This is a genomic window from Colwellia sp. MB3u-8, assembly GCF_014076985.1.
GTDB lineage: Bacteria > Pseudomonadota > Gammaproteobacteria > Enterobacterales > Alteromonadaceae > Cognaticolwellia.
Map to the genome: position 1 here is coordinate 147585 of NZ_JACGVA010000068.1, position 25918 is coordinate 173502.

The 25918-nt window shown below is 40.6% G+C and carries 18 protein-coding genes; 2 read left to right on the forward strand and 16 right to left on the reverse strand.

The features are described from left to right. Positions 1 to 243 precede the first annotated feature (243 nt). The 15 genes from H4J54_RS13150 to H4J54_RS13220 form a co-directional block, all read right to left on the reverse strand. Positions 244 to 3564 (reverse strand): DUF6701 domain-containing protein, encoded by a 3321-nt coding sequence (locus H4J54_RS13150; RefSeq protein ID WP_182191341.1) that lies wholly within the window; start codon positions 3562 to 3564, stop codon positions 244 to 246. Between the two features lie 722 nt (positions 3565 to 4286). After that, positions 4287 to 4952 (reverse strand): TVP38/TMEM64 family protein, encoded by a 666-nt coding sequence (locus tag H4J54_RS13155; RefSeq protein ID WP_182191342.1) that lies wholly within the window; start codon positions 4950 to 4952, stop codon positions 4287 to 4289. A gap of 362 nt (positions 4953 to 5314) precedes the next feature. Then, complete coding sequence (locus H4J54_RS13160) at positions 5315 to 7441, reverse strand: hypothetical protein (RefSeq protein WP_182191343.1); 2127 nt, start codon at positions 7439 to 7441, stop codon at positions 5315 to 5317. Positions 7442 to 7486: 45 nt separating this feature from the next. Beyond that, a complete protein-coding gene (locus H4J54_RS13165; protein WP_182191344.1) occupies positions 7487 to 8140 on the reverse strand; it encodes a single-stranded DNA-binding protein in 654 nt (217 codons plus the stop codon). Between the two features lie 134 nt (positions 8141 to 8274). Further along, a complete protein-coding gene (locus H4J54_RS13170) occupies positions 8275 to 8616 on the reverse strand; it encodes a DUF3802 family protein (RefSeq protein ID WP_182191345.1) in 342 nt (113 codons plus the stop codon). 200 nt (positions 8617 to 8816) lie between these two features. Then, a complete protein-coding gene (locus H4J54_RS13175) occupies positions 8817 to 9614 on the reverse strand; it encodes a DUF1338 domain-containing protein (RefSeq protein ID WP_182191346.1) in 798 nt (265 codons plus the stop codon). Positions 9615 to 9917: 303 nt separating this feature from the next. Continuing rightward, on the reverse strand, positions 9918 to 11390 hold the full coding sequence (astD, locus tag H4J54_RS13180) for a succinylglutamate-semialdehyde dehydrogenase (RefSeq protein WP_182191347.1): 1473 nt from the start codon (positions 11388 to 11390) through the stop codon (positions 9918 to 9920). A gap of 49 nt (positions 11391 to 11439) precedes the next feature. After that, on the reverse strand, positions 11440 to 12456 hold the full coding sequence (astA, locus tag H4J54_RS13185; RefSeq protein ID WP_182191348.1) for an arginine N-succinyltransferase: 1017 nt from the start codon (positions 12454 to 12456) through the stop codon (positions 11440 to 11442). A 71-nt stretch (positions 12457 to 12527) separates the two neighbouring features. Next, the gene (locus H4J54_RS13190) at positions 12528 to 13742 is read right to left on the reverse strand and encodes an aspartate aminotransferase family protein (protein WP_182191349.1); all 1215 of its coding nucleotides are present in this window, start codon (positions 13740 to 13742) and stop codon (positions 12528 to 12530) included. Between the two features lie 484 nt (positions 13743 to 14226). Further along, a complete protein-coding gene (locus H4J54_RS13195) occupies positions 14227 to 15372 on the reverse strand; it encodes an HDOD domain-containing protein (RefSeq protein WP_182191350.1) in 1146 nt (381 codons plus the stop codon). 124 nt (positions 15373 to 15496) lie between these two features. Next, entirely contained in the window at positions 15497 to 16105 is a 609-nt protein-coding gene (locus tag H4J54_RS13200) for an aminodeoxychorismate/anthranilate synthase component II (RefSeq protein ID WP_182191351.1), read from the reverse strand. A 104-nt stretch (positions 16106 to 16209) separates the two neighbouring features. Further along, positions 16210 to 17280 (reverse strand): biotin-dependent carboxyltransferase family protein, encoded by a 1071-nt coding sequence (locus H4J54_RS13205; protein WP_182191352.1) that lies wholly within the window; start codon positions 17278 to 17280, stop codon positions 16210 to 16212. Beyond that, entirely contained in the window at positions 17277 to 18080 is an 804-nt protein-coding gene (gene pxpB / locus H4J54_RS13210; protein ID WP_182191353.1) for a 5-oxoprolinase subunit PxpB, read from the reverse strand. The genes H4J54_RS13205 and pxpB overlap by 4 nt, the downstream gene beginning before the upstream one ends. A gap of 1 nt (position 18081) precedes the next feature. Further along, on the reverse strand, positions 18082 to 18825 hold the full coding sequence (locus H4J54_RS13215; protein ID WP_182191354.1) for a 5-oxoprolinase subunit PxpA: 744 nt from the start codon (positions 18823 to 18825) through the stop codon (positions 18082 to 18084). 14 nt (positions 18826 to 18839) lie between these two features. Further along, positions 18840 to 20039, reverse strand: a complete 1200-nt coding sequence (locus H4J54_RS13220; RefSeq protein ID WP_182191355.1) for a YcbX family protein — start codon at positions 20037 to 20039, stop codon at positions 18840 to 18842. 217 nt (positions 20040 to 20256) lie between these two features. On the opposite strand from H4J54_RS13220, the gene mpl reads away from it, so the two are divergent. Then, on the forward strand, positions 20257 to 21624 hold the full coding sequence (gene mpl / locus H4J54_RS13225; protein WP_182191356.1) for a UDP-N-acetylmuramate:L-alanyl-gamma-D-glutamyl-meso-diaminopimelate ligase: 1368 nt from the start codon (positions 20257 to 20259) through the stop codon (positions 21622 to 21624). A gap of 424 nt (positions 21625 to 22048) precedes the next feature. Here mpl and H4J54_RS13230 read toward each other — a convergent pair whose 3' ends face one another. Then, on the reverse strand, positions 22049 to 22342 hold the full coding sequence (locus H4J54_RS13230; protein ID WP_182191357.1) for a hypothetical protein: 294 nt from the start codon (positions 22340 to 22342) through the stop codon (positions 22049 to 22051). A gap of 242 nt (positions 22343 to 22584) precedes the next feature. On the opposite strand from H4J54_RS13230, the gene H4J54_RS13235 reads away from it, so the two are divergent. Then, on the forward strand, positions 22585 to 25875 hold the full coding sequence (locus H4J54_RS13235) for an amidohydrolase family protein (protein WP_182191358.1): 3291 nt from the start codon (positions 22585 to 22587) through the stop codon (positions 25873 to 25875). Positions 25876 to 25918: the final 43 nt, after the last annotated feature.

Genomic DNA, 25918 nt, shown 5'->3' on the forward strand with positions numbered 1-25918 from the left:
TTATTAGCATTGCGCCATTGTTAATCTCTATTTATCTTTGTTTGGCATTAAGACGGATAAACCCAATAATAGCCGCTGCAGATGTTTGTTGGCCCATGACATTAATTAGTCCGCTAAACGGTTGACGGACTGAAGTCCGACCTACAAAAAAAAACTCTAAGCAGTAGACTTAATAACTAGTATTCTCGTTGTTAGAAAACCTTGAAATAGTCCTTAATGTCATTATTTCAAGGTTACTGACTATTACTGATTAAACACTTCCTTCCAAGAGATGATTCTGTCATTACCTCGAAACTGGCCAAACGAGGCAACCGCTGAAGGGTTATCTTCATATACACCATCATATACACCATTATAGACACCATCAACGTCAACGCCCCAATCATATTTCAACCAATCATAGATTTCATACGACACACCGATTTTTCCTTGACGTGGAGCGTCAGGTGGATTTGGAGTACCAGGTGCTGCCAATTTAATGGTCCGTGTTTTACCCGCAAGGAAATTCCCCGTTGCTTCCAACGCATGGGTTAATTCATGGTCTAAACTAATAGTGCTAAGTTTAATGTTTTCGCTATCATAACTGACGCAATTATTATCTGAGCTAACAATAAAGCCATCGTCAGTAAAATATTCAATTTGCATCGGTTGGGGTAAGTCTGACGTTTCAGGTCCAAAGCTGTTTTGTAACACTAACCGGCCAAATCGAATTTCAACACCTTCTGGTGACGCATCAACTGTAGTTTCTACCGTGACTCCATCGTCGTCTGTTATAGATGCAGTAGAAAATTTAATATCTGAGATAAATGGCGGCACTTGTGTGTTCGCATCGCGGTTATAATAAAAGTTATCACTATTTGAGAATTGATAATGTAATACTCCATTGTCTAATGCATCAGGTAATGCGGTTAAATCATTTTGACTCAAGATACCCGCAGTCATATTGGCTGTTAAGAATAGTTTTTCATTATCATCGTCGATTGCTGTTTGGAATGTGGGTGCAGTAATACTTAAATTCGCCGCGCTGAGCTTCATATAATCGTCAGAATAATTTTGGGTAATATTACCTTGTTTGTTATAGGCCGTAATGGCCAATACCGGATTGATAACGTATGAAATTGTCCCCTTGTTATCTACATCTTTTTGGCCACTATAAGCAAAGGATGTTGCTGTTGCTGTATCACAAACCGCCATAAAAGCGCCATGTTCTGCTACGGTTTGTGTAAAATGATCAGGAATAAAGCGACCAATATTGATAGCAGTAGCATCAATCACAATACCAGTATTGCCATAATTACTGTCTTGAAGGTCTAGATTTAGTAAGCCCACTTCTGAATATTGCGCGTCAGTATAAACCGACTGCCCTGAAGAAAAGTTATTGAGCGTCACACTTTCGAATGCAGGATTAAGGCTAGTTGCTAGCGAGCTCGCTGCGGCATAAGTTAAGTCACCGTCGACACTATCCGTTAAGGTAGGACCCGTGCGCTCAAGCTTAAGCTGTATTGTTCCGGGTGAATAGTTTGGTGTGATGACGCCAAGGCTATTGAAGGCACTTACGGTTAGCGTAAAACTCTCGCCTGCAGCATGCGTTGGGCTGGCGGTTGCCGTAGCGCCATCTAAGTGGCTTATTCCTAATGTAGCACTGACCACAAGCTCGGCTGGGCTGACCCAGAACGGATCGCTACTGCCGAATAATGTTACGCCGTCTAGGTCATAATTGGCATGCAGACGAATTTGTCCCGCATCGTGATATAAGGGTGTCGGTATTATTGCAATACTGTCGGCGCCAAAGATTAATTCGGTAGGGGTGACGCCTGAGTGTTTTGCAATATCCTTACCATCAATACTAAAACTGAGACCACTAGTGCCATTAGGTTCAAGGTTTTTTTGCGATAAATCGATATTGGTATTACCGGTAAATAAACCCGTACAGACACCATTACTGTTTTGCACTGCTTGCAGCTTTAAAGTTTCGCTAAATACTGAACCTGCAGTTTGATTGGGCAAGGTTGTGCTATTGCTGTCACCATAGAGAAATCTGAAACCCGCATCGCTAAATATCATCTCACAACTAGTGCCATTGCTATTGTCACATACTAAAGGGTTGGTCGCTGCAATGGTGGCATTGGCGAGCGAAAAAGTCAGGGTCTCAGCAAGGCTATGATTAAAATCTACGTCAGTACTGCCGACAAAGCTTGGAGAACTAATAACATCACCGTTAGCAAGAAAATCAAGTGTTACTGATTCAGTACTTAACTCTGAGCAGCTTTCATTGGTACAAGCTTTAATTAACACAGTCTCATCGTCACAGGTTAACCCTTGGCCATCATGAGCAATTTCATAATGGTGAATAGCAGGTATATCAGCAGGAGTGGCAATACAACCAATCGTGCCAATTAAGTTACTGGCGCCTAAGGTGACAGCGCCAGTCGTGGTGAAAAAACCACCACAACTATCACTGACGCCTTTTAGCGTAGTACTTGCGCCAGTGAGGATGTAAGAACCCGCAAAAAAAGTCCCTACTAGATTGACACTTGCGCCTGCAGATATGTAGCCTCCTGCATTCCAAGTGATGGTGCTGTTGGGGGTGACATTGACTAATTCAATGACCGTACTGGCACCAAAAGCAACGAAGGAGTCGCTATTGATAAGCCAATGGCCCTCTACACCTTCGCCATCAAAGGTAATGGTGATGCCAGCAGTGGTTGTCAGTGCTGTTGTATGATAAACGCCCTTTGTAAGCCTTGTACTTACGGTCATCGACGTAAGTAGTTGATTTGCTACCGGAGCTATCATTGCAGCTAGATCTGCTTGTATAGCGGCAACTTGCGGACTCTGATCATCTATATCCTCTTTGGGAGCATCAGTAAATGCCTCACTACTGTATTCTGTAGTTGTACCTCCAACAGTTGCATCTGCGGCTAGCGTCACACTGGTTCCGGCTCTAGCATTACCTGCTACTGCTGCATTGACACCAAGCGCTATAGCGCCGCTCCCAGCCTGAGCATGGCCATCAATGACGACATCGGCACCCAGTGTTAGGGCGGTTCCGGCCGTCGCATTGCCGTTAACTATGGTATCCGCGCCAAGGTCTGTGGATGCGGCAGCTCCGGACCTAACATTACCATCGATCACTGCCTTGGTGCCGACAAGTATCCCGGCGCCAGCCGTAAGGTCGCCACCCACAATAATATTGCCATCTATGGTCGTGGCGCCAAGTGTGGCTGCGTCTCCGGTGGTAAAGTGGCCAGCAACCGTGGAGTCTGCGCCTATCGTACCCGCGTCACGGGCCTTAACAAAGCCACCAATTGTTACCGTGGCGCCAAGTGTAGCAGCGGCTCCAGCGATAAGGTGGCCACTGACGGTTGAGCTTGCACCGATTGTGGCAGCGGCCTCTACTTGAATATTACCACCGACGATTGAACTCGCCCCCATGGTGATGGCCGCGCTAGAATAAATCGTCAAGTTATCTAGGGGGGGGGGTAATTGTGGCGGCAGTTCTGCTTGTGCGTTAGACACAACAAAAAGTAGCAGAATAAAAAGGTATGGCTTGATATACGTCATAAAGTTCGTTTCTCATCATTATGAGTTGTATAGATAGTAGTGTGTATAAAAGTGACTTTGTCACTTTCGTTGCTCATTAAACTTTGGATTTGCCGAATAGCCTAGCTAACTGTCGCTCCAATATTGTTATGCTATTGTTGGCTTTGAACTTAGTCAGTCAACAAACGGATAACAAACCTTGCTAAAGTTAATACGGGTATTGAGTATCTGTAACACGCTATGCAAGTTTATCTCATATAACGATTAGCGCTAACACTTTCGTATGCACCGGCAAAGTCAATATGGTGTACTTCTACCAAAAAGTATCGATAAATACTTTTTCTTGTTTTTACTGTTTTAGGAGTGGCCTTGATAGCCTTGAATTAAATGGGGGAGACGATAAATTCAACAGTATAATGTCAGTGTATTATGCTCAGTATAATAATGCAATAATCCTAAACCATGTCCCCTGCTGCTTAACTGAACTAAAATCAAAGTCTAAGTAAAACTCAAGTGCCAGTCCGGTAATCTTAAACAAACTTAGCGGCATAAAAATGACGGCAAAGTACTGGGTTTAACTGAGTATGGTTACATTTTTTATCATCAAATCAGCTGAGGAACACTTAATAAAAACGCTTAGAAGTCACTGAATATTGAATCACTTGTGGCGATTTTTCAGGCTTTAGCCGAATCTACCAAGTTAATCTATCCACTCAATCTACCTACTTAATTTACCAAATTAATTAACTCAAAGTTAACTTGTGTCGAGTTTTTCGATACAAGTAGCTACTCAGAAGTAGGGCAATGACTAGTAAGGCAATGCTGATCATCAGTTGCTGTTGTCCATTGACTTGTAAGCCAGCGCCCATTAATGCAAATATCGTCATTTGCGGCATAAAGCCGAGTGCTGAGCCTAAGACATAAGGCTTTATTGGCGAGCCTGCGGTACCTGCCAGAACGTTAGTGAGAAAGTTTGACCCAGCCGGTAACAAGCGGATAATTAGAGCTTTTAAAAAAGTGTTCTGACTAAAAAAATGGCTAACTTTCGCTAATTGCAAAGGGTAATAACCTTGCACTTTTTTAGCAAATAATTTGCGCGCCAGTATCAGGGTTATCAAGCAGCCCAAAACGGCCGCTACTGTGGCTAAGACCATGCCATAGCTAGCACTGAATAAAAAGCCGGCGCTTAACGCCGCAACTTGTCGAGGCAAGCCAAGCGCTATGGCGGGGGTAAAAAGCAAGGTAAATATTAAGCCACCGAATAAAGTGGGTGGAATTAAAGTATGCAAATAATTTTGCATACTCATGCCATAGTCACCGAGTAATAGCATCGCTAAGGTAAGCGCCAAAAGTAACGATATTATACTGGCGAAAAGGCTTAACCTTAACGCTGAATTTTTTTTAACCAATTGATTTTTTTGCCTTAATTAAATATTAAACCCATAGGGGTAAAAGTTTGCCCGAAAGATCAGCGGCGGCAACTTTGTTTTTATTTTTACCAATAAGTAGCGGCTATTGATCGATATCAACAGGAAAGCTATCGCCATTATAAACATGAGTGACGCGACTGATGATAATGCTGCCGTAGTTGCTGGCACTCATTTTAAAAAAGTATGAATACTAACAGGAAAAGTCGTTGCGACAAGATAGGTATAAAGCAACCTAATAAGAAAGATTGGCGGCATTTTGCGCTGCTTTCTTAGTAAATACAAGCGCTGTTAACGAGTTCACCTATGGGTGAAAGCACTTGTATTGCATTAAGTCTTAGGTATTAGTTGTTGGTTAAATTTTTTAAAATTTTTGTTTTGGCAATAGTAAACTCACGCTCATTTAAATAGCCTTGTTTTTTCATTATCACTAGTTTGTCTAAAGCAGAAACTAGCTTAGTGTCAATATTGCTTGCCTCTACTTCGCTATTTTGCGAGTTTGTATTCATTACAAGGTCATCTTCAGCTGAACTATCGAGGGAAATATCCAAACTGTGCTTTGCTTGTGTTGAATCATCTTCAAATATTTCGGCACGTAATTTTTGTGCAGGAGTTGATGGTATTGCCATACGATTAGCGGGCTTTTCACGGGGGATTTTAACTTTAATGGTTCGTTTAGTGGTTTTATCTGGGTTGATATGTTGGGCAAATAACCACTGCCAGTCGATAACATGGTCGATAACTTTATTGTATTTAAGTTTGGTATGGCGCGTATCATCAACCCGAAAATACAGGCAAAATAGGTAGCGTTTTTGCTGATCATCCGTTAAGCATAATTGAATGCTTCTCTGTTTTTCTTTAACCATTTTAAATCTATGCTCTTTGGCAAATGCAATCAGCATTTGATCTTCCAGATCATTTGAGAAGCTGGGTGTTGAATCAGCACTGATGGTTGAAATTACCTCATCGTTCAATAATACTTCACTGCGAGTTATTGTTGATAGGTTAAGGGTTAGTTCAGCCGTTTTGGCGTGACGTTTATACAGAGAGAGTGATTTTTTTGTCTTATCAAGCTCAAATTTTGCCCATTGTTCATGCAAATTTCTTTGTTTTTTAACGGTATTTTTTTTATAATACCAAAAGTAGCCAGCGACAATAAAGCTCAATAAAAACATCAAAGCAAAAGCACTGTTGTTATTCGAAGGACTTAATGCATTATCCGTAATAGTAGTTTTACTGCTGACGATTCCAGGCACTTTAATGCTGTATAAGCGCTGTTGATTATGCTCAAGCAACAAGACCTCGCCATTGTGGCTTTGATGTAAACTAAATTTGGCTAGTTCGTTTGCATTCGGTTTGATGAGTTTATGGCGAATATCTTGACTTTTATCTTCGCTAGTCAAAACTGAAGGTAATGCTATGGTTTGCAATTGCCAATTGTTTTCTATTTCGCGTAAGTGCAAGGCTTTACCCCGCAAATTTTCTTGTTCTCTTCCATTATAAAGCAAGGTTTTACGTTGAGTATTTACTGCTGGTAAGTGTTTTATTATCTGTGCTTGTGGGATAGCTTTGCGCCAGTCATCACCAATGTTCGCTGTGATAAGCACATTAGCATCGGGTTGGTTAAATTGTACCAGTAAACTAGGTGAACTATTTTTTATCCAGTCAAAATTTTCAGTTTTTTGTCCCGCGATAAAAAATATGGCATTGTGAATATCAGCGGTGTTTGTAAAAGGGTTATCGGCAGGAATGGTATAGTTATTTAAACCCTGTTTTTCTGGTTTGATACGCAGTATTGCCCCGTCGTAAAGTGCTTCATTTTTCAAAGCATCACTGCGCGCAAGGGCAATAAAAAGTAAACCAAAATCATTGTGCCAAGGGGCAAGATAAGGGTTAAAACTTAATTGTTGAATATTTTCTTGCTGCTGGGCAATGGCAATACGCATAACTTCTTGTTGTTGAATCAGTTTAGGCATAGCGTTTCGTACACTCGATATTTGCCAGCGCATTATAACTGCGTCAAAAGGGAGGTTGATTTTTGTGTTTTTGGGACTTAACTTTGACCTGGTTTTTTGGCTAGCTTCGGTATGGGCAGTGTAAAAAGTGTGGTAGCCATCACGGTCACGATAGGAGAAATTTGGATCTAAGGTAATCGCCGTTAGTGCGATAATACCGGGATTTTCTAAGGCTAATTTTAAATCAAAAAAAGCGGATTGAGCTATTTCGTTATTATTTAATTGATAAATTTTCCCCGCTTTAGTGGTTATAAAATATTGATTTTTATCCCCTATAACAGGTAATACACTAAGCCATTGGTCATTTTTTAATGCCACTTTACTCAAGTTAGCGATCGCTGATAATTCTAAATCATTGGCGATTGGCGCTATGGCGTGTACCACTTGGCTGAAAACGGCAACCAAGGTGCAAATAAAATACAGCTTAAAATGATTAAACCCGTTATTTTTGTCCATAAAATATTGAATTCCACATAAATTAATAATAAGCAGTCCATGTTTTTAGTGCTTAGCAAGTAAAACCGCTTGCTGTGCATCTATAAATTGATTTCTGTCCTTATTATTAAGATAGCTTAATTTTCCGTCAACTATTATTTGATCATTTTTTTTGCCATGATCAGCAAGATAAAGTGCCTGTTTACCCCAAACATGGACTGGGCGTTGTATTGTCACCACATGGCTTTGTTGAGTAACAGTGGAAAATATATGTTGTTTCGATTCCACAATGAGTTCGGTTAAGGTTTTATTGTGCTCTGTGGTCAGGACTTTAATATCAGAAATAATATTGCCACTGTAATGAATTTGATTGATAGATTGTGCGTAACCTCTAGGGAAGGTTTGTGCATAACGCGCGTGGATAATTTCACGGTTATTTTTTTTACTATTAATTAAGTAGCCTTGCACTAATATAATATCACCTTTATCGGCGTGAATAAGCGCACGTTCAACAATTTCACCAATAACTTTTACCGTATGATAGCGGGTCCATTCTTTAAATTTATTGCTGCTTTTATCAAACCAACGACTGTGCGTCGCCAAAGTAAATTCAGCAAAAGCAATAACCGGATTGGCTTGATAACGAATATCAGGCTTACTAACCAAGTTGCCTAATAGAGTGATGCTACATAAGTGGTTTTGGGGTGATTCAGATAACATAGGGCTGCTTATGATTATAGGGTATAAGTATTAACAGGTTAATAACGCCTGATTACTGAGCCCCATTGCTGAAAAAAGCGCTACGGTAACATGGCTGTTTTTCATAAAGCTCAACCGCATGGCAAAGGTATAAGCTAACTGTGAATTTCAGTATCAAATAAATTTTTAATTAACATCGTAAACTCTTTAATAAATGCTAACTGCTCGTTTGTCACAGAGTTGTTGACTACACCGGACAATATTTCTTGTAAGTCATAAACAATGGCATCGGCTTCTCGAATAATAGTATTGCGTTGATTAAAGGCTAAGGTCTCGTTTTGATTACATAAGGTAATAATTTGTTCACTCATTTCTTGTTCTATTACCTCTAACACCGAGCTTTTGGCCTGTACGTTACGGGTGCTATTTTCAAATAAGCTTAAATTAGCGGTTAAATATTCAATTATATGAATATAACCATCAGTATTGGTAACCATTTTATATATATCTCACTTTATTGTAACCCTACTTTACTCGTAAATGAAGCTGATAATCAAGTGGCTTTTTTACAGTAATAAATTGTTATGATAAGACAGTTAAAAAGCAGGGGAGCGCATAAGCCTGACCTTAGCGTTCAATAGGGGGGGAGGTTTGACACCTATAGTGTTAACTAAAGGTGTCATTATAATCTCAGGTATTAAGCCGCAGCATTAGTGCTTTCAAAAATTTTATCGGCAGATGCAGCAACAAAACCTGTGTAAAGTTCACCGTTTTCCATCGGGTAACGTTTGGCAAATTCATAAAAACAGCTTGGAATGGCAAGGGTTTTATCTGAGAACTCAACTAAGGCATGATCAGCCATGGTTGAAGATTGCTCTAGTTTAACGGCTTCATCACCTTTGATTTCTCCACCGGCACTATTGAGCGTAAAACCGTTGGCTTTAACTTCGGTATTCACGGCTTCAATTGAGTCATAGTTTTCTAAGTGGTTAATGCTGACAGTGAAATGGTTGGCGCGGTAGCCCCAGGCAGCAACCCATGCTGCGTATTCACTTTCGGCCAACAAGTCTAGATATTCTTGGTGGCTAACTTGCCAATGAGTGCCTGAATATAAAAAGCTATCAAGGTTAATATCCGCTTCATTAATGCCAGCAACCATTTTCTCAATAATAGCTTGTACGGGCAACGAAAACTCTTCTACTAATAGCTCACTGATAAATACTTTTGGTAAATTAGTGTCTGAGTGCTCAAAGTGTTTTGCGTATAGTTTTTTTGCCACAAAGTGGTATTCACCACATTCTTTGTAACCTAAGTTCAACAAATGTGTTGAAATTTTTGTGATATTTACCTTAGCAATATTAAAAGTGCGGTAAGCAACATGGTCGTTGATTAAATCGTCATCGGTACTTAACAGCTGGTGTAATTTATGAGCTGAAGGTGTGACTTCTAAGTAGTTTTGCCAAATGTTATTAAATAAATTTTTAACGGGTGTCATGTGAAAATCCTAAATGCATAAAGTAAGTTAGTGTCAGTAGCGTAAGTTGGCTGAATGGTATGTAAGGCTATTTATTATTTAAACCAGTAGTTAAACAAGCATTTAAACGAGTAGTTAACTCAGCTTTTAACTCAGCTTTTAACTAAGCACTTAACTCGGTAGGTAAACAATATTTAGGACAGCACACTAGGTAACCACTCAGAACAGGTGGCTATATTTGATCGATGTTTTTGAAAAAGCTGGGACGGATCCCAGCTTTTTTTAATGGACAGTGCAGTTTCATTTTAAATAAAATTTTGCAAATTACTTAATTGATAAACCAGGGCTTAACGTTGCTGGTAATGATACTTTTTCAGCTTCAACTGATGCTACCGGGTAGGCACAGTAATCAGCAGCATAAAATGCGCTGGCTCTGTGATTACCACTGGCGCCAATACCACCAAAAGGTGCGGCACTACTGGCGCCAGTGATTGGCTTGTTCCAGTTGACGATACCGGCACGAATACGGCGGAAGAAATGAGTATATAATGCTTCGCTGTCGCTCAATAAGCCAGCAGATAAACCAAATGCCGTATTGTTAGCTTCATTGATTGCGGCATCAAAGTCAGTGTAGCGATACACTTTCAGTAATGGGCCAAAATGCTCATCATCTGGCATACCTGAGATGTTTGTTACATCAACAATACCGGGTGAGATAAAACCAGTACCTACTTCAAGGTGCTTCATCATCACAAGAGATGTTGCGCCAAGGTCAAGCAGCTGTTGTTGTGCGGCAACTAAACTTAGCGCGGCTTTCTCAGAAATCATCGAACCGATAAAAGGTTGTTCTTCATCGTCAAAATAACCAATTTTAATCGCTGCTGTACTCGCCACTAATTTAGCTAAAATAGCATCGCCTTGTTCACCCGCTTCAATAAATAAACGACGAGCACAAGTACAACGTTGACCTGTAGTAATGAAGGCTGATTGCAAAATGTCGTGTACTACGGCATCGATATCACTGACATCTTTAACGACTAATGGGTTATTACCGCCCATTTCTAGCGCTAAAATTTTACCGGGTTGGCCACCAAATTGTTCATGTAAAAAATGACCTGTAGTCGAACTACCGGTAAAAAATAAGCCATCAATTTGTGGGTGATTGGCGAGTGCTTTACCGGTTTCAACTTCACCTTGAACCATATTGATGACGCCAGCAGGAAGACCTGCTTTTAGCCATAACTTTACGGTTTCTTCAGCAACCATAGGCGTTAATTCGCTAGGTTTGAATACGATAGTATTACCGGCAATAAGTGCAGGAACAATGTGACCGTTGGGCAAGTGACCAGGGAAATTATAAGGACCGTAAACGGCGACAACACCATGAGGCTTATGACGAATAAAGGCTTTTGCACCTGGCATTGGGTTTTCAACCGTGCCAGTACGTTCTTCATTGGCGCGTACTGAAATCGCTATTTTACCTACCATAGCGCCCACTTCTGTGCGGGTTTCCCAAAGTGGTTTGCCGGTTTCAAGCGCAATAGTGGTGGCGAACGCTTCTTTGTTTTCAGTCAATAATTCAGCAAACTTCACGGCAATAGCAATACGTGCGTCAATGGTCATATTAGACCAAGTGTCGAACGCTGCACGCGCAGACATAACAGCTTCGTCAACTTGTGCTACAGAAGCGGTATTTCCTTGCCAAATAATTTGATTTTTAGCTGGATTTTTTGAAAAAATCTCATGGCCTAAACCTGCTGTCCAGTGACCATTAATAAGTTGTATATTGTGTGACATAGTTGATTCCTCTGTGCGTGTATCGCTCATGAGTGTATTAATTAGATGATTAATTTGAAATTAGGCGCACCCAATCTCCTTCATTAACCATTAGCGCATCAGCAACCGCTTGCGATACCACGACTTGATTCGCTGTTTCACGTAATAACACGGCGGCTTGTGTTGCTCTAAAATCTGCTACTTTGCGATTACAAATAATATAGTTATTGTCGGTTGCTACTTCGCCAATCAATACTTGGCATTGTTGACTTTGACAGACAGTTTTCACTAAGGCTGTTTGTGTTTCAACCGTTGGTCCGGCATCAAAAATATCGACATAACCACGACGGGAGAAGCCTTCAGCTTCAAGCAGTCTTAACGCAGGTACTGTTTTTGGATGTACCTTGTTAATCACCCGTTGTGCTTCTGGGCTCAACAAGTTGACATAAATCGGGTATTTCGGCATCAGCTCAGCAATAAATACTTTTTTACCTATACCGGTAAGGTAATCTGCCGTCGGGAAATCTAGCGAGAAGAAGTGCTCTTCTAGCCACTTCCAAAAGGGTGATGAACCGTCTTCGTCTGAAACACCGCGCATTTCTGCGATAACGGTTTCAGCGAAACGTTCTGTGTGCTCTGCCATAAAGAGAAAACGAACACGTGATAAGAAGCGTCCGTTACTATTCTTGCGATGACTTTCGCTCAAAAATAAAGTACAAATTTCAGAGGCACCCGTATAGTCATTGCATAATGACAATGTTTCAACGGTATTATATATATTAAGCTCACGAGAGCTGTGTACAACCTTACCTAAATGGTAATGATAAAATGCATCATCCAAACCCACCGCCGCTTCAATGCCACTGGTGCCAACAACAGCGCCTGTTTCGGTATCCTCCATAACAAAGAGGTAACCTTCTTTACCTGGCTCAGTAACCGAGCTTTTGAAAGAAACTTCAGCGTGAGAAATGCGATTTTTTAGCAGTTTTTCGTTGACCGGTAGTGATGTAAAACCGTGTCCTGACTCCACAGCAATGCGATGCAGTGCATCATAATCACTGTTTTGAATAGGGCGTATAATAATCATAGAAAACTCTCAATGAGACGTTCAAACACCTAAGTATCTTAAGGTATTTGAACGCTATAATAATGAATGACTTATTTAGCTAATTTAGCCACGGCTTTTTCAAAACGCGCTAAACCTTCTACGATATCTTCATCAGGTATAACTAATGAAGGGGCGAAACGCATAATGTTAGCGCCGGCAATAAGGGTCATTAGACCTTCTTCCAGTGCCGCATTTAACAATTCTTTTGCTCTACCTTTATATGCTTCAGTTAATACCGCACCAATTAATAAGCCTTTACCACGAATTTCGCTAAACATATGGTATTTAGCATTAATCGCATTTAAACCGGCGACATAAAGTTTTGCTTTCGCTTTAACACCGTCTAGCACTTCAACCGTATTAACGGTGTCAAGTGCTGCTTCTGCTACTGCACAAGCTAATGGGTTGCCACCGTATGTACTACCGTGCGTACCTACTTTAAGGTGTTGAGCAATATCATTTGTTGTGAGCATAGCGCCAATAGGGAAACCACCACCTAGTGCTTTAGCTGAGGTTAAAATATCAGGTGTAACACCTAAACCCATATAGGCATATAGCTCGCCTAAACGGCCAACACCGGTTTGAACTTCATCAAAAATTAATAAAGCGTTATGTTGGTTACAAAGTTCGCGCACACCTTTAGCAAACTCATCTGTTGGTGAAACAACACCGCCTTCACCTTGTAATGGTTCCATGACTACGGCACAAGTTTTGTCAGACATAAGGGCTTTTAAACTGTCTAAGTTGTTATATTCAGCATGGTCAATGTCACCAGGTTTAGGGCCAAAACCATCAGAGTAAGCTGCTTGGCCACCAACCGTAACGGTAAAGAAGGTGCGACCATGAAAGCCTTGTTTAAACGCAATAATTTGTGATTTTTCTGCGCCAAAGTTTTCAAGGGCAAAACGACGGGCTAATTTTAAAGCCGCTTCGTTAGCTTCTGCGCCAGAGTTAGCAAAGTAAACTTTATCTGCAAAGGTGCTATCGGTTAATTTTTTCGCTAAACGTAATGCAGGCTCGTTAGTCATCACATTAGATAAATGCCAAATTTTATTAGCTTGTTCGGTTAACGCGGTAACTAATGCAGGATGACAATGTCCTAAACAGTTAACGGCAATGCCGCCAGCAAAATCGATAAACTCACGATCTTGTTGATCCCAAACACGTGAACCTAGACCGCGAACAGGTATAACAGCAGATGGTGCATAGTTAGGTACCATAACATCATCAAATAACTCACGATTTACTGGGAAGTGGTTAGACATTGTAAATTCCTCTTATATTTAGGATAGTGTAATCAATAGTTGTTTATTAGCTTTGGGCGCCAACGCTAGCAAAACTAAATGAATTAACTAGTATGCATTATTTAACGGCAGGACTAATTAAAATAGGCACGGATTATGACAGAAAAAATAGACAGTGTCTTGTAAAAATGCGCTGAAGCCCTTGTAAAATAAAGGCTTAGTCGTTTTTATTCATTATTACTGCATAACTATTTTTGCTGTTTTTTTCACCAGAATGGTCGAATTCATTAATTCAATGGCTGTGGCTAACGCCTTATGTTACTTGCGGTGAGTTGCACTTACTGGCAAGGTTTCATAATTAATCAAAAATAAATTAGCGCAATTTAGCGTTTAGCTGACTTTATAGCTATTTATTTGAAAGTAAGCGTAAGGAACTCAGCTGTTGCTAGTGACTGGAAGGAGAGAGTTAATTGACATAAACACGGCATTGAAAGGTTATTAGGCGCTAATTAAAGGTTAATTTTATATGGTTGATATCGCTTTTCTTGAGCAAGGTAATGTCATTTTTTGTTAGTTTACCCGTCGTGAGCAGTATTTTTGCTTCATCTGTGTTGATGAGATCTTCTTTTGCCAAGCTTCTAAATGTGACATAAACTTTGGCCTTGGTGACTAGCTTAGCAATTGGACACATGTGATCGATATTAACCGCGTAGGCTAGATCGAATAAGGGTTCAGTAATTTGTAAACGGTCAAAACGCATGAGTTCAACCATATCTGCCGCCACTGTACTACTGCGTTGAAGTAACTGCTCCAGCAATAAGTCGGGTACCACGTCGAGTGTCACTAAAGCATCATGGAGTTTTTTATCTTTACTTTCATAAGCGCTGCGTAGCTCTGCATTATATAGTTCACTATAGGTATTTAAAAACCCACGGGTAACCGCCAATAAGCCTAAGTTACTTAACATGCCCGCGGTGAAGGCGGTGAATTCATCTAAGCCTTGCTCCTTCGCTAATACTTGTGCCGCTAGCGCGACCGATAAACTATCGTTCCATAGCTTTCTTTTCATTAAAGGGTAAGGTGTTGTCTGGTTGGGTAACCAATGCTTGAGCATAAATATTGGCATGACCAATTTAAGGTTGTCTAAACCAACATAACTTAACGCTAAATGGGCTTCTGTGACTTGTATGTCTGAACGTTTACGGTACTGAGGCTTGTTGACCAAATTGATTAATTCACTACATAACCAAGGTAATGTTTTCGCTAGTGGTGTGATGCGATTGATGCTTGCGGCTTTTACTGCCAATATTTCCATAATAGAAGGTGCAGCATCTTCTATTTTTAACACATTCATGTAGAGGTTTTCTTTATTATCAAACTCTTTATCAAATTGGGCATTAACCCGCTTAAAAAACTGAGTCTTTACTTGTGTTTTAAAGTGTTCTTGGCCATGTGCTTGAATGATTTTTTTTTTGTTAGCTTGTTGTTCTACCGCAAGTAACTCACGTCGACGGTTAAACTGCTCACTGTTTTGTTGATTAGTTATATTTATTTTGCCACTTTTTAGGTTAGCAAAGTCTTTACTAATCGTCAGACTCAGTGCTCGACTATAGATAGCGTAAACTAATTTATTATTTTCAAATATTTGCATCAGGACTTCATTATTAGTATTCGTTATCAATTTATAATATTTTGTGCTTGCTAGGTTATCGGCCTATTAAGCTATTTCATTAGGAACTATTGATTTTTCTGGGTTTAGATTTGTATCTTAAAGCTCAACTGGGCTCAACATTATCAGCTATTTTATTTGAATATTGATCAATGAAATTTTGCAATAATTGGTGACCCTGTTCAGTTAAAACAGATTCAGGATGAAATTGTACACTGGCAATGGCCAAATATTTATGTTGCAAAGCCATGATATCTTGCTGTCCATTTTCAGTGATCCAAGCGGTTATTTCTAGCTCATCAGGTAAAGATTGTTTATCAACAATCAAGGAATGATAGCGTGTGACGGTTAATGGCTGTTTTAATGTACTAAATAATCCTTGCTCATTATGGCTAATAACACTAGTTTTACCGTGCATAACTTTGCTCGCTTTAATGACTTTAGCGCCAAAGTGCTGGGCAATGCATTGATGTCCTAAGCATACGCCTAATATGGCAATCTGGCCTTTAAACCTCTCGATTATCGCTAGCGATAAACCCGCCGCGTCAGGGTCACAAGGTCCAGGGGAAATAACAATATATTGCGGTGCTAATGCGGCGATTTCCGCTAAGCTGATTTCATCGTTTCTACAGACTTTAACTTCTTGTCCCAGTGCTTGAAAATAATGCACTAGGTTAAAAGTAAAAGAGTCATAATTGTCGATCATTAATAACAAAGCAGTACCTGCGTAAGACCAAATCGTAAAGCGGGCGCTATTCTAAGCTTTTATCGATCGCCATTCTACCTTTAGGTTGTGTTTAGCGCTTGCTAAAAAATGTATCAGTATAGTTTTTGGTAAAATGTGCGTAATTGCTGCTGGGCTTGTGGATGAGTAATTAAGGTGAATGCCACTTCCTCCCCAGGACGCATTTGGCTTAAACGAAATAAGTCGGTTTGCATTACGGTGCCAAGCACGGGATAACCACCCATGGTTTGTCGCTCTTTCATTAATATAATCGGTTGTTCGTTGTCAGGAAACTGCACCATGCCGTAAGTCACTGGCATGGATAATAAACACTGGCTGCGTAACGGCTGAGTCAGTATTTTTTTGTCTGGCGATAACGATGACGTGTGTGGGGACTTAAGGTGTAGGCGATAACCCATGCGATTGCTATCAGGTGAAATAACATATTCAGTGGCTAGAAATTGTTGCTGTTGTGCGATACTCATTTGTAAAAATAAGCGACTGGGCATAACACGCAAGGTCAGTTTTTGCTTTGAGTAAAATAAGGCTGGCGCCGTTGTCGGTCTATTGGCTTTTAGTGACTCTAGCTGAGTTTTTTGTGCTGACGTGGCTTCAGCTAAAGGCTGACTTTGTGTTGAAAAATAAAGTTTACTCCCGACCATTAACGCTTCGCCAGTGAAGCCTAAGGCCATTTCATTAACGGTTTGAGCTAAGCTGCCTAACCAAGGTTGTTGTGCTGTTTGGCAAGTAAAACCACCCAGTATGGTCAGATAACTATGTAACTGGGTTTTTGGCATAGCAAACGCAATAATATCGCCGGCGTGTAGTTGATGGCATTGCCAGTTGTTGATCGTCACATTATTAATTTTAGCTTGGCAATCAGCGCCCGTTATAGCTATGGTGCAAGCGGTATTGGCTTTGAAACTGATTTGCCCTAAGGTGATTTCTATTGCCGCATCATTGGCTAGTTTATTATTTGTTTTGGCAATATTATGCACAGGCTTAATGCTAAGTTTATTAGTGATAAGTTTATTGGCACTAAGGAAAGCAAATTCGTCGGCGACGCCACTGGCACTAAAACCAAGATGCTGAGCATTAAGGCGGCCAAGATCTTGAATACTTGCTTGACCATTCATGGTGATAATTTCAAGAAAATTTTGCTTCACTCTGCTACACCTTGTTTTAATGCAAGAAATTCAGCTTTTGAAATAGCATAAAACTGCACATTTTGCCCAACCTGAATACTGGCATTGAACTGACCATGGTGACTTTCATACATAGGTAAGGGGGTTTGGCCGATAATATGCCAACCACCGGGACTTTCAATCGGATAAATAGCACTTTGCTGCTCAGCAATAGCCACAGCGCCCTTAGGTACTTTTATGCGCGGTGAAGACTTGCGAGGCAGCTGTAAACTTTCAGGTAAACTGGCCAAGTAACAAAATCCTGGCGTAAAACCTAAAGCATAGCCGTGGTAAGTTTGAGCACTGTGCTGTTTGATCACCTCATCCATTGACATATTACAGCGTTTTGCAACGTCGGCTAAATCCCACTCTTGTTCACGGTCGTAGTAAACCGGTATTTTAATGCAATGCTCATGGGCAGCTTGATGGGCTAATTTATTGTTTGGATTATTCTCTTGGTTATTGCCATTACTGTGTTTATGGCTAGCGTTTTTGGCGACGCGGTTAATTTTGTCGATCACTTGCAGGCTTGAACTAAGTTGCGGGCAATAATAAACCATTAAACAATGATAGCTTGCCACTGTTTCTATAATTAACTCACCCAACTGCTGGGTAATCATAGCTTGTAAGGCAATAATTTCATTATGTTGTGTGAGCGATATTTTGGCTTGCCAGCTTAGCAATAAAGCGTTTTCTGCGACTAGGTCAAGGGTGAAATTAACACCATGTTCAGTGCTATTGCTAACCTTGGCGTTAATACCCTCTCGATTATTACTCATCATATTAACGCGACCTTTGCTGATTAATGGTTTGGCGCAACGCTTTAATCATCGCCAAGGCGTTTGGCGTGTCACCATGAACGCATAAGGTATCAATGTGAAATTGCAAGGCTTGTTGATTGATGCTGAGTAAGGGTTGTTGATTAAGTATATCTTGGCAACGACTGACGACATCAATATTGTTGGTTAACACCGCACCGGCTGCACTTCGTGGCACTAAAAAACCGTTATCCAAATAAGCTCGGTCAGCAAAGGCCTCAAAATAAAGTGAAAGATGATGTTTTTTCGCTATTTGCTGAAATTTATCGCTGTTGTCTATCGCTTGTATCATCAAAGATAGTGGCTTGTTATGACTAGGATTAAGTTGTGAAATAGCCAAACAGATATCATCAAATAGGCTTAAGTTGGTCATCATATCGTTGTATAACGCGCCATGCGGCTTTACGTAGACAAGCTGAGCATTTTCAACCGCGCACAGTGCCTGCAACGCGCCAATTTGATATTGTACATTCGCGATTAATTCATCTTGCGATAGCTGGAGAGACCGACGACCAAAGTTTTCACTATCGGGGTAGCTTGGATGCGCCCCGATAATCACTTGATGTTGCTTGGCAAGTTTAATGGTTTTTTTAATGGTGAGGGGATCTGAACCATGAAAGCCACAGGCAATATTCGCCATATCAATCAATGGCATAATATCGGCATCGTTATTATGTTTAAACTCACCTAAATCGCAGTTCAACTTCATGTTTTATACTCTATTTACTCATCACTGATGTTACGTCGTTTACGTACGGGATGACTAATAACCACATCAGTAAGCGGCGTACAACTACAACTTAATATATAGCCTTGTTGCTGCTCTTGGTCGGATAAACCATCTTGGCAAAGTTGTTCTACTTCACCCTGTTCTAATTTTACTTTGCAACTACCACACATGCCACCTCGGCATGAACAAGGCAATAATAAACCGGCATCTTCGCCTTGTTCAAGTAGGGTTTGCTTGTTATTACCGGTAATGGTTTTATTAAAGCTAGTAAAGGTGAGTACGGGTTTGTTTGTTTTAACGGTCAATGTTGCATCCTTTTTTACTTGGGTGGTTTTTGTCGCACGAATAACGGACGTACTTTTAACAGTAAATACCGGTGCTGCTTGGCGTTTTAATACTTCAAGGCTATCGCCACGTTTAATCTGGCCTTGATTAAGTGCTACTAAGTTTTGGCCAAATAAAATGTCACCATTAGCTAATTGGCGATAGTTTTTCAAAGTATTTAAAGGCTCTTGCTGGTGATTTTTTTCACTAGTCTTAGGATCAATAGTGGTGAAAATACAGCGCGTGCAAGGTGTGGTTATTTCAAACTCCACTTCACCAATGCGAATGTGCTGCCAATTATCTTCTGCAAAAGCATCACAGTTATTCACGACGATATTTGGCCGAAATTGTGTCATGGAAATGGTGGTGGTGTCAGCTTTATATTGCTTATTTAAGTGATCAAGTGATGCTTGCGAAATAAGCAGTAAGGGGTAGGCGTCAGCAAAGCCAACTTGGCTATTTTTGTTTTTAACAAAACGTTGAGAATCTGCGCCAAAAAAGAGTAACTGGCAAGGTTTTTGAAGATAGAGACTAAACCATCGATTAATGTTTTCTCGACATTGTTGGGCATTAATAGTGTCATTCCACAAGTTAACAGCAATGTACCCTTGGCAAAGATGATGATATTCAATCACTAAAGCTGGCATGTTAGGCGCGATAATGGTTAGGCCTGTTGCGGTTAAACTCGCTTGAATTAAACATAAAGTGGGCTGCGTACGCGCGGTGATAAACTGACCATCAGGGCTGGCAACAACAAAACGACGATCAAAGGCTAAGCCAAGTTCTTCAACCCAGCTATTTGATAGCTCAATGCTGGCGCTAGACTTTATCGGATAAACATAGATATTTTGTAACATAGGCTTACTCATGAGCGCTCTCAAATATAACTAATGGTGATGCCAAGGGTTTAATTCTTTACAGTGGCTAATTAATGATTTCCGTTAGGGTTAATCGTTTTGATAGTGGGGAAAATGCATCGACTTTGCAATATGTATTTTTGCTGGATTAAGGTATATTGACCCCATTGTGATTTAAATTTTAGCTCGAACTAGCCTACGCGCGTCAGAGTTATCTAAATAGGTTTTTATGCATATTCATATATTAGGCATTTGTGGCACGTTTATGGGCGGTATTGCCGCTATTGCCAAGCAAATGGGCTTTCGAGTGTCTGGCTGCGACGCCAATGTTTACCCACCCATGAGCACCCAGCTAGCACAACTGGGTGTCGAATTAAAATCAGGTTACTTAATTGAACACTTAGACGATGAGCCTGATTTAGTGATTGTTGGCAATGCTATGGCGCGTGGTAATGTGATGGTGGAGTACATACTGGATAGAAAAATTGCTTATACCTCAGGCCCGCAGTGGTTATTAGAGCATGTTTTAAAAGATCGTTGGGTGTTAGCGGTTTCCGGTACCCATGGTAAAACCACTACCAGCTCCATGTTAACCTGGATATTGCAATACGCTGGAATGGAGCCGGGCTTTTTGATTGGTGGTGTGCCACAAAATTTTGATTGTTCTGCACGCTTAGGTAATGCGCCATTTTTTGTTATCGAAGCAGATGAATACGATACGGCGTTTTTTGATAAACGTTCTAAATTTGTCCATTATCGCCCGAATACATTAGTCATCAATAATATGGAATTTGATCATGCTGATATTTTTCATGATATCAGTGATATTCAACGTCAATTTCACCACCTTATTCGTATGGTGCCGAGCAATGGTCTTATTTTATCACCAAAAAATGAAGCTGCCATTACAGAAACACTGGCTATGGGTTGCTGGACACCGACTGAATATAGTGTCGTTGAAGCAGATAAACTCTTGGGTTGGCATGCAGAAAAATGTATTGCTGATGGCAGTGAATTTATTGTCAGCTTTAAAGGTGTCATACAAGGGCGAGTGAATTGGGCGTTAATAGGCGACTTTAATATCGACAACGGTTTAATGGCGATTGCCGCGGCGCGTCATGCCGGGGTGCCAACTGAGGTAGCTATCGAAGCGTTAACAAGCTTTATTAATACTAAACGCCGACTAGAGCTAAAAGGTGAGGTGAATCAGGTTAGAGTGTTTGACGACTTCGCCCATCACCCAACCGCTATTGCCAAAACATTAGCGGGTGTGCGGGCAAATGTTGGCAGCAGGCGGGTGATAGCGATATTAGAGCCACGCTCAAATACCATGAAGTCAGGTGTGCATAAAGACACCTTGGCAAAATCGTTATCCGATGCGGATAGGGTGTTTATCTATCAAGGCGAGCAAGTTAAGTGGTCTGTAGAGGCATTAATTGCTGACTGCGTTCAGCCATGTTTTGTCAGTCAAGATATTAGGCAGTTAGTGGCTAATATTGTGGCGAATGCCCAAGCAGGTGATACGCTGGTCGTCATGAGCAATGGTGGATTTGGTGGTATTCATGAAAAATTATTGTTAGCGCTTGCTGAGCTATAATGGTCAGTTAAATATGGCAAAAAAATTATGCCACACTAGGCTTATCAAGCAATACTGAGAGCATGCCGATACTAGCGTCGATAGCAAGGCCGATAGTAATACCAGAACAAATTCTGCATCAGCATTTTACTTTAGCAAGCGCCATTAGTGCTTGCAAAGTTAGACTTGCTAACAGAAAGCATGCCACGAATTACTCGATGCAATCCAATTAAATTAAGTTAGTGGCTAAAGACACTAACTTAATGGATTAACTGATTAATATTACTTATGCAGATTTATTAACCTAAGTAGGGATTCATAAATCTGCATAACATAGCTCTACACTGATGATTTTTAATCAAGGCCTTTCATTTAAAAGTACTTATTTAAAGGTATTAATTTCTAAAGGTATTAATTTCTAAAGGTATTAATTTCAGAAAATAAACTAATCAGCATTCGCTGCAATTTTGCTTTTTGCTTTCAGGGCTTTAATATCAACACCATCAAGCAGCAGCATAACATCAGCAAGTAATCTTTTTAGTTCAGTGACTTCACTGGGAATGCTCTTTTTTATTTTTTGTACGTAAGCAATTGCTTCACGTTTTTGAATAACGTCTAATAGCGCTTTTAGGGTATGAGTATCATCAGCATTAATGGGGGGTAACTTTTGTTCACTGGCGACATTGTAAAGTGAATAGGTGGTCACTAAGCTCGCCTGTGCTTGTTTTAATCTTTCCATAAAATCAGTCCTTGTTTTTATTGTTGTATTGTTATCGTAGTGTTGCAATTTGTTTGAATATCATACTGAAAAATAAAAAAGTTGTCTATTTTTTATTCATACTAATCATCATAAATATTTATATTCACCACACGCTAATAATGGGTGTTTAACGGTAAATAGCGACTATTTATCGCATTCGACTTAAATTTTCAATGCTGATGTGTTCTAGTAGGTAAATAACAATAATTAGGTGGAATTTAATGTCTAAATTTACTACTCGAATTTCTTCACTAGCACTCAGTGTTACCTTAGTGTTAGGCGCTGGCCAACAGGCGTTTGCTGACAATGATGTGGCTAAAACGCCCGAAAAATCCGCCGCTGAAAAGTGGTCGGTCAACAGCCCCCAAGGTGAATTTACTAGCGCCAAAATTGACGTGCGCCAAGGTACTTGGATGAATGTTGATATTAGCCCAGATGGTAAAACCTTAGTCTTTGATCTATTGGGTGATATTTATACTTTACCGATTGAAGGTGGTGAAGCAAGCGCTTTGATGACAGATATTGCTTGGCAAATGCAGCCACGCTTTAGTCCGGATGGAAAGCACATTGCTTTTACCTCTGATGAAGACGGTGGCGATAATTTATGGATCATGAAAGCCGATGGCAGTGCGGGCAAAGCGATCAGTAGTGAAACTTTTCGTTTATTAAATAGCCCTGCATGGTCGCCTGATGGTAACTATATTGTTGGCCGTAAACACTTTACTGGCTCTCGTTCTCTGGGTGCTGGCGAAGTATGGATGTATCACAAAACGGGTGGCAACGGTGTGATGTTAACCAAGCGACCTAATGAACAAAAAGATTTAGGTGAACCGGCATTTTCAGCTGACGGTAAATACGTTTACTTCTCGCAAGATGCGACACCGGGTAAAACTTTTCATTACAGTAAAGACTCTGAGAAGGGCATTTATAAGATTAAGCGCTTAGAGCTTGAAAGCGGTGAAATTAAAGTGGTTATTTCAGGTAAAGGCGGAGCGATACGGCCAGTGCCGTCACCTGATGGTCAATATTTAGCTTATATCAGCCGAGACGATTTTCAATCTAATTTATACTTGTATGACTTAAAAAGCGGCGAAGAAAAGCTGATTTTTGAAAATTTAGATCGCGATATGCAAGAAACGTGGGCGATTCACGGTGTTTACCCTAATATGGCGTGGCTACCTAATAGCACTGGCATGGTGTTTTGGTCAGGTGGTCAAATTAACAAACTCGATCTTGAAAGTAACACCAGCACGATTATTCCTTTTCATGTAAAAACCGAGAAAAAAATCCAAACAGCGTTACGTTTTCAACAAGATATTGATCAAGACAACTTTGACGTAAAAATGTTGCGTGATGTTGAAATATCGCCTGATGGCCGAAAAGTCGTTTACGAGTCAATGGGCCACATTTATGTTCGCCCCATTGCCGATGGCCAAGTCAAAGGTCAAGCCAAGCGTTTAACCAAACAAACATCACACTTTGAACTGAACCCTAGTTTTTCGCGTGATGGCAGAACAGTGGTTTATAGTACTTGGGATGATAAAAAGCTAGGTGAAATTCGCTCAGTATCATCACGTGGCGGTAGAAGCAGTTTACTAACCCAAGAGCCGGGCAAGTATATAGAACCCAGTTTTTCTCCTAATGGTAAGACTGTGGTGTTTCGTAAAGTGGCTGGTGGTTATATTACCGATCCAACTTGGGGCCTAAACCCAGGCGTTTATACGGTAAGTGCTAAGGGTGGTGTGCCAAAACTGGTAACAGAATCAGGTTTACTGCCGCATTTTGGTGCTAAAAATGATCGTATTTATGTCTTACGCAAGGGTGAAACACCGCAACTGGTGAAAATTAATTTAGATAATTCATCAAGTTCTAACAAAGAACAAGCGCTTTATCAGGGTAAGTTTGCTACCGAATATAAAGTGTCACCTGATGGTAAATATTTAGCTTTTGCTGAACGCTTTAAGGTTTTTGTAACGCCATTTGTTGAACGTGGCCAAGTGATAGATATTGGTCCAAAAGCAAAAAACCTACCGGTGAAAAAATTGTCGTTACGTGCTGGCGAAGGTATCAACTGGAATGGCGAATCTAATGAGCTTTATTGGAGCTTAGGACCAGATTTATACCAAGCAAGTGTCGCGGGTTTATTTGATATCAGCGATAAAACAATAGTTGATAAAGACGAGGCTAATAGCCACGAAGAACAGGCTACAGAGTCATCAACACCCGCACCGCTGAAAACCTATTTAGGCTTTAAAGAAAAAGCAGATAAACCTTCTGGTCGTGTCGCTTTTGTTGGCGGTAAAGTGATCACTATGGAAGGTGAGCAAGTGATAGAAAACGGTGTAGTGCTTGTTGAGGGTAATAAAATTATTGCGGTGGGTAAAAATGGCCAAGTCGATATTCCGTCAAATGCTAAGGTGATTGATATTAGGGGTAAGTCGATTATGCCGGGCTTGATTGATGCCCATGCGCATGGGCCACAAGGCAGTAATGAAATTATTCCACAGCAAAACTGGAAAAACTACGCAGGTTTAGCGTTGGGTGTCACTACGATTCACGATCCATCAAACGACACCACTGAGTTTTTTGCAGCGAGTGAAATGCAAAAGGCCGGTGATATTGTTGGCCCACGTTTATTCTCTACTGGTAGTATTTTATATGGAGCCACGGTTGCAGGTTATACCTCGCATGTTGATAGCTTAGCCGATGCTAAATTTCATATTGAACGTTTGAAAAAAGCCGGTGTGTTTAGTGTTAAAAGCTACAACCAACCGCGTCGTAATCAACGTCAACAAATGATCCAAGCCGCGCGTGAAGCAGAAATATTAGTGGTACCAGAAGGGGGGTCACTGCTACAACATAACTTATCTATGATTATTGATGGCCATACGACGTTAGAGCATTCAATTTCAACGGCGAAAATTTATGACGATATCAAACAGTTATGGTCACAATCTGAAATGGCTTATACACCCACTATGGGTGTGGCTTACGGTGGTATTTCAGGTGAACATTATTGGTATGACACGACAGACGTATGGCAACATCCACGTTTGAGCCAGTATGTACCGAGCGAGTTTTTAGACCCGCGTTCAATGCGTCGTACCAAAGCGCCGCTGCATCATTACAACCATATTAATGTTGCCAAAGTAGCAAAAGAGCTGCAAGACTTAGGCGTTGTGGTTAATGCCGGTGGTCATGGTCAGCGTGAAGGTTTAGCCATGCACTGGGAAATGTGGATGATGGCACAAGGTGGCATGTCGCCATTAAATGCTATTCGTACTGCAACCATCGCACCGGCACATACCTTAGGTTTAGACAGCCAATTAGGTTCACTTAAAGTTGGCAAACTTGCGGATATTTTAGTCATTGATGGCGATGTCAGTAAAGATATTCGTTTATCTGACAAAGTGATTTACACCATGATTAATGGCCGTTTGTATAATGCCGATACCATGAATGAAGTGGGTAATTACGATAATAAACGCGATAAATTCTATTTTGAAAAATAGCGTTTAGTTTTATTTTATTAGTAGCTGTTGATAAAGCCCGGAA

Coding starts and splice junctions, on each gene's coding strand:
- H4J54_RS13150 (WP_182191341.1), bottom strand. CDS start 3,564: ATGACGTATATCAAGCCATACCTTTTTATTCTGCTACTTTTTGTTGTG.
- H4J54_RS13160 (WP_182191343.1), bottom strand. CDS start 7,441: ATGGACAAAAATAACGGGTTTAATCATTTTAAGCTGTATTTTATTTGC.
- H4J54_RS13165 (WP_182191344.1), bottom strand. CDS start 8,140: ATGTTATCTGAATCACCCCAAAACCACTTATGTAGCATCACTCTATTA.
- H4J54_RS13170 (WP_182191345.1), bottom strand. CDS start 8,616: ATGGTTACCAATACTGATGGTTATATTCATATAATTGAATATTTAACC.
- H4J54_RS13175 (WP_182191346.1), bottom strand. CDS start 9,614: ATGACACCCGTTAAAAATTTATTTAATAACATTTGGCAAAACTACTTA.
- astD (WP_182191347.1), bottom strand. CDS start 11,390: ATGTCACACAATATACAACTTATTAATGGTCACTGGACAGCAGGTTTA.
- astA (WP_182191348.1), bottom strand. CDS start 12,456: ATGATTATTATACGCCCTATTCAAAACAGTGATTATGATGCACTGCAT.
- H4J54_RS13190 (WP_182191349.1), bottom strand. CDS start 13,742: ATGTCTAACCACTTCCCAGTAAATCGTGAGTTATTTGATGATGTTATG.
- H4J54_RS13195 (WP_182191350.1), bottom strand. CDS start 15,372: ATGCAAATATTTGAAAATAATAAATTAGTTTACGCTATCTATAGTCGA.
- pxpB (WP_182191353.1), bottom strand. CDS start 18,080: ATGATGAGTAATAATCGAGAGGGTATTAACGCCAAGGTTAGCAATAGC.
- H4J54_RS13215 (WP_182191354.1), bottom strand. CDS start 18,825: ATGAAGTTGAACTGCGATTTAGGTGAGTTTAAACATAATAACGATGCC.
- H4J54_RS13220 (WP_182191355.1), bottom strand. CDS start 20,039: ATGAGTAAGCCTATGTTACAAAATATCTATGTTTATCCGATAAAGTCT.
- mpl (WP_182191356.1), top strand. CDS start 20,257: ATGCATATTCATATATTAGGCATTTGTGGCACGTTTATGGGCGGTATT.
- H4J54_RS13230 (WP_182191357.1), bottom strand. CDS start 22,342: ATGGAAAGATTAAAACAAGCACAGGCGAGCTTAGTGACCACCTATTCA.
- H4J54_RS13235 (WP_182191358.1), top strand. CDS start 22,585: ATGTCTAAATTTACTACTCGAATTTCTTCACTAGCACTCAGTGTTACC.